Annotated in this window: 4 protein-coding genes; 2 read left to right on the top strand and 2 right to left on the bottom strand. The window is 68.3% G+C overall.

Annotation, left to right across the window (positions count from 1 at the left end; genetic code table 11):
• On the top strand, positions 1–644 hold a 644-nt coding region (locus tag CCN56_RS38400), incomplete at its 5' end, for a VWA domain-containing protein (protein ID WP_107484295.1).
• A 121-nt stretch (positions 645–765) separates the two neighbouring features.
• A complete protein-coding gene (metG, locus tag CCN56_RS38395) occupies positions 766–2373 on the top strand; it encodes a methionine--tRNA ligase (RefSeq protein ID WP_086832278.1) in 1608 nt (535 codons plus the stop codon).
• 65 nt (positions 2374–2438) lie between these two features.
• On the opposite strand, the gene CCN56_RS38390 is transcribed toward metG, so the two are convergent.
• Together CCN56_RS38390 and CCN56_RS38385 are read right to left on the bottom strand one after the other, a co-directional pair.
• Positions 2439–2792 carry a DoxX family protein gene (locus tag CCN56_RS38390; RefSeq protein WP_256962393.1) on the bottom strand — a complete coding sequence of 118 codons (354 nt, stop codon included), beginning with the start codon at positions 2790–2792 and terminating at the stop codon, positions 2439–2441.
• 100 nt (positions 2793–2892) lie between these two features.
• Complete coding sequence (locus tag CCN56_RS38385; protein ID WP_256962392.1) at positions 2893–3459, bottom strand: Uma2 family endonuclease; 567 nt, start codon at positions 3457–3459, stop codon at positions 2893–2895.
• Positions 3460–3566: the final 107 nt, after the last annotated feature.

Genomic DNA, 3566 nt, shown 5'->3' with positions numbered 1-3566 from the left:
CCCCGGCGGCCTTGTACGCGCCGCACCTCGTCGACGCGTACAAGGCCGCCGGGGCGCAGCTCAAGAAGCAGGGGCTCACGGGGGCGCGGGCCGCCGTGTACCTCGTCGTCGACCGGTCCGGGTCGATGCGCGGGTACTTCAAGGACGGTTCCGTGCAGCGCCTCGCCGAGCAGGTCACCGCGCTCGCGGCGCACCTCGACGAGGAGGCCACCGTCACGACGGTCTTCTTCTCGACGGACATCGACGGCACGGTCGACCTGACCCCGGCCGACCTCACCCCCACCCACATCGACAAGGTCAACGCCGGCCTCGGCCGCCTGGGCCGTACCAACTACCACCGGGCCGTCGAAGAGGTCCTCGCCCACCACGAGAAGAGCGACCCGGCCCGCCCTGCGCTCGTCGTGTTCCAGACGGACGGCGCGCCGGAGTCGAAGACGGCCGCCACGCAGGCGCTCGCCGAGGCCGCCGACCGCCCGCTGCACTGGCGGTTCGTGGTCTGGGGCGAGGAGGACAACAAGGCCTTCGACTACCTCCGGAAGCTCGACGGCACCCCCCGTACCGCCGCGTACTTCGCGGGCGCGACCCCCGTCGAGACGGCGCACGCGGCCTTCTACCGGGGTCTGCTCTCCGGCCTGGAGTTCTAGGCGCAGGCGCCGGTGGCGGTGACCGAAAGGATCACCGCCACCGCCCCGCCCCTCCGCAGCCCCGCCCACCCCCCGTTTACTGATGTGAGTGGATCTTCGTCCGACCGTTAGGATTTCGACCATGGCGGCCACTGGATCCGAGAAGCAGGGGGCGAAGGCGTTCTACGTCACGACCCCCATCTACTACGTCAACGACGCTCCTCACCTGGGCCACGCCTACACGACCGTCGCAGGCGACGTGCTCACGCGCTGGCACCGTCAGCGCGGCGAGAAGGTGTGGTACCTCACCGGCACGGACGAGCACGGTCAGAAGATCATGCGCACGGCCGAGGCGAACAACGTCACGCCCCAGGCCTGGTGCGACAAGCTCGTCGAGGAGGCGTGGAAGCCCCTCTGGGAGCACCTGAACATCGCGAACGACGACTTCATCCGCACCACGCAGAAGCGTCACACCGACCGCGTGCAGGAGTTCGTGCAGGACCTGTACGACAAGGGCGAGATCTACAAGGGCGGGTACGAAGGCCCGTACTGCGTGGGCTGCGAGGAGTACAAGCTCCCGGGCGACCTCATCGAGGCCGAGGACGGCACGAAGCTGTGCCCGATCCACAAGAAGCCGGTGGAGATCCTCAAGGAGGAGAACTACTTCTTCAAGCTGAGCGAGTACGGCCCGAAGCTCCTGGAGTTCTACGAGGCGAACCCGGGCTTCATCCAGCCCGAGTCGGCCCGCAACGAGGTCGTGAACTTCGTCAAGCAGGGCCTGCAGGACCTGTCGATCTCGCGCTCGACCTTCGACTGGGGCATCCCGATCCCGTGGGACGAGAAGCACGTCATCTACGTGTGGGTCGACGCGCTCCTGAACTACGCGACGGCCGTCGGCTACAACGAGAACCCGGCGAAGTTCGAGGAGACCTTCCCGGCGAACGTGCACCTCGTCGGCAAGGACATCCTGCGGTTCCACGCGGTGATCTGGCCGGCGATGCTGATGGCGCAGGGCCTGCCGGTGCCGGGCCGGGTCGCGGCCAACGGCTGGCTGATGGTCGGCGGCGAGAAGATGTCGAAGTCGAACCTGACGGGCATCAAGCCGCAGGACCTGACCTCGCACTTCGGCGTGGACGCGTACCGCTGGTACTTCCTGCGGGCGATCGCGTTCGGCAGCGACGGTTCGTTCTCGTGGGAGGACTTCACCGCCCGCTACACGTCCGAGCTGGCGAACGACTACGGCAACCTGGCGTCCCGTGTCGCGGCGATGGTCGGCAAGTACTTCGGCGGCGAGCTGCCGGCGTCGACGGCCGACGGCGACGCGGAGAAGGCGGTCCACGAGGGCCTGGCGAAGGCGGTCGCGACGGCCGACGCGAAGATCGGCGAGGAGCTGGACTTCCAGGGCGGCATCCTGGCGATCTTCGACTTCGTGAAGCAGGTCAACGGCTACATCACGGAGCAGGAGCCGTGGAAGGTGGCCAAGGACGAGTCGGAGGAGGGCCGGGCCCGCCTGGCGACGATCCTCTACACGGCCGCGGAGTCGCTCCGCGCCGTCGCCGTCCTCCTGAACCCGATCATGCCGGAGACCTCGCAGGCCCTCTGGGACTCGCTGGGCGCCGAGGCGTCCCTGGGCGCCCTGGCCGCGCAGCCGGTGCAGTCCTCCGGCACGTGGGGCCAGCTCCCGGCGGGGGCGACGGTGACGAAGGGCGCGGTGCTGTTCCCGCGCCTGGAGGACCCGAAGAAGGACTGACGTACTGACGCACGAAGAAGGCCGCCGTCCCCTGCACACAGGGGCGGCGGCCTTTTCCGTACCCGTCACCAGGTGAGGACGAGGGCGGCGACGGCGGGAGCCATGTAGATCAGCGGGAAGGGGGCGTGGCCGTAGGCGCGGGCGCGGATCACGGTGATGACGGCCCCGGCGAAGTACAGGATGAGCCCGATCGCGGCGAGGGTCCCGATGACCGGGATGTAGAACCCGACGATGAGCCCGACGGCCCCGGCGGCCTTGGCGGCCCCGAGCCAGTTCCACATCGCCCGCGGCACCCCGTACTCGGCCAGCGGCTCGACGACGAACTTGGCCTTGAAGAAGATCGACGCCCCGGAGAACCCGGCCATGAACGCGGCGACGGCGGTGACGACGATGGCGGTGGTGGACATCTCGGCGAACATCTCGACGGCTCCTTCAGCTGTCTTCCGTGTCCGCCTCGACCGAGCCGGACACTGCACTGACGGAGGCGGGACGAGGTGTGTGACAGCCCGCGCGAAAAATTCAGTGAACCCAGTTCTTCAGCGGCTCCGTGTCGAGCTCCATCCCCACCGGCTCCGGCAGCGTGACCGTCTTGCCGAAGGGCACGGTCGCCACCATCTCGTACCGCTCCCCGTCCGGCTGCGAATGGACCTTGACCTCGCAGGTGGTCCTGTCGACCAGCAGGTACACGGGGATACCGGTCTCGGCGTAGGCGCGCGGCTTCTCGACGCGGTCTCGGTGGCCGGTGTCCGAGTCGCCGGAGGTGACCTCGACGACCATCAGGACACCGTCGGCACTCGCCCACTCCCCCTGACCGACGAACGTGTCCAGCGGAACGAGGCAGCCGTCGGGGCGAGCGTTGCCCTTGCGGTACTTCTCGATCCTCAGGCCCTGATCGGGGTAGAGCCACCAGTCGGTGTTCGCCTGAATGCACAGTCGCGTCAGCCAGGCGATGATCCGCCCGTGGTCACCGTCCGGCGCAGCCTTCTCCCCGATCTTCCCGTCGATGAACTCCAGACGCAGAGATTCGTCCACGTGTTCGCCGGCACGAGCGAGTTCCTCGAACCCCTCTTGAGTCAGGACGCTCACGGCGGACTCCTCCCGGATCGGTGGCGCCTTCCACGGTACGTGTTCCCCGGCACGCGTGACCGGGTTCGTCGCTGTCGCCATGACAGGCACGCTGGCATATGCCAGCG

The sequence above is a fragment of the Streptomyces sp. NRRL B-24572 genome, from assembly GCF_002156145.1.
Taxonomy (GTDB): Bacteria; Actinomycetota; Actinomycetes; order Streptomycetales; family Streptomycetaceae; genus Streptomyces; species Streptomyces vietnamensis.
The sequence above is the reverse complement of the archived record's forward strand: the minus strand, read 5'-3'. Positions and strand labels throughout refer to the sequence as shown.

Coding starts and splice junctions, on each gene's coding strand:
- metG (WP_086832278.1), top strand. CDS start 766: ATGGCGGCCACTGGATCCGAGAAGCAGGGGGCGAAGGCGTTCTACGTC.
- CCN56_RS38390 (WP_256962393.1), bottom strand. CDS start 2,792: ATGTTCGCCGAGATGTCCACCACCGCCATCGTCGTCACCGCCGTCGCC.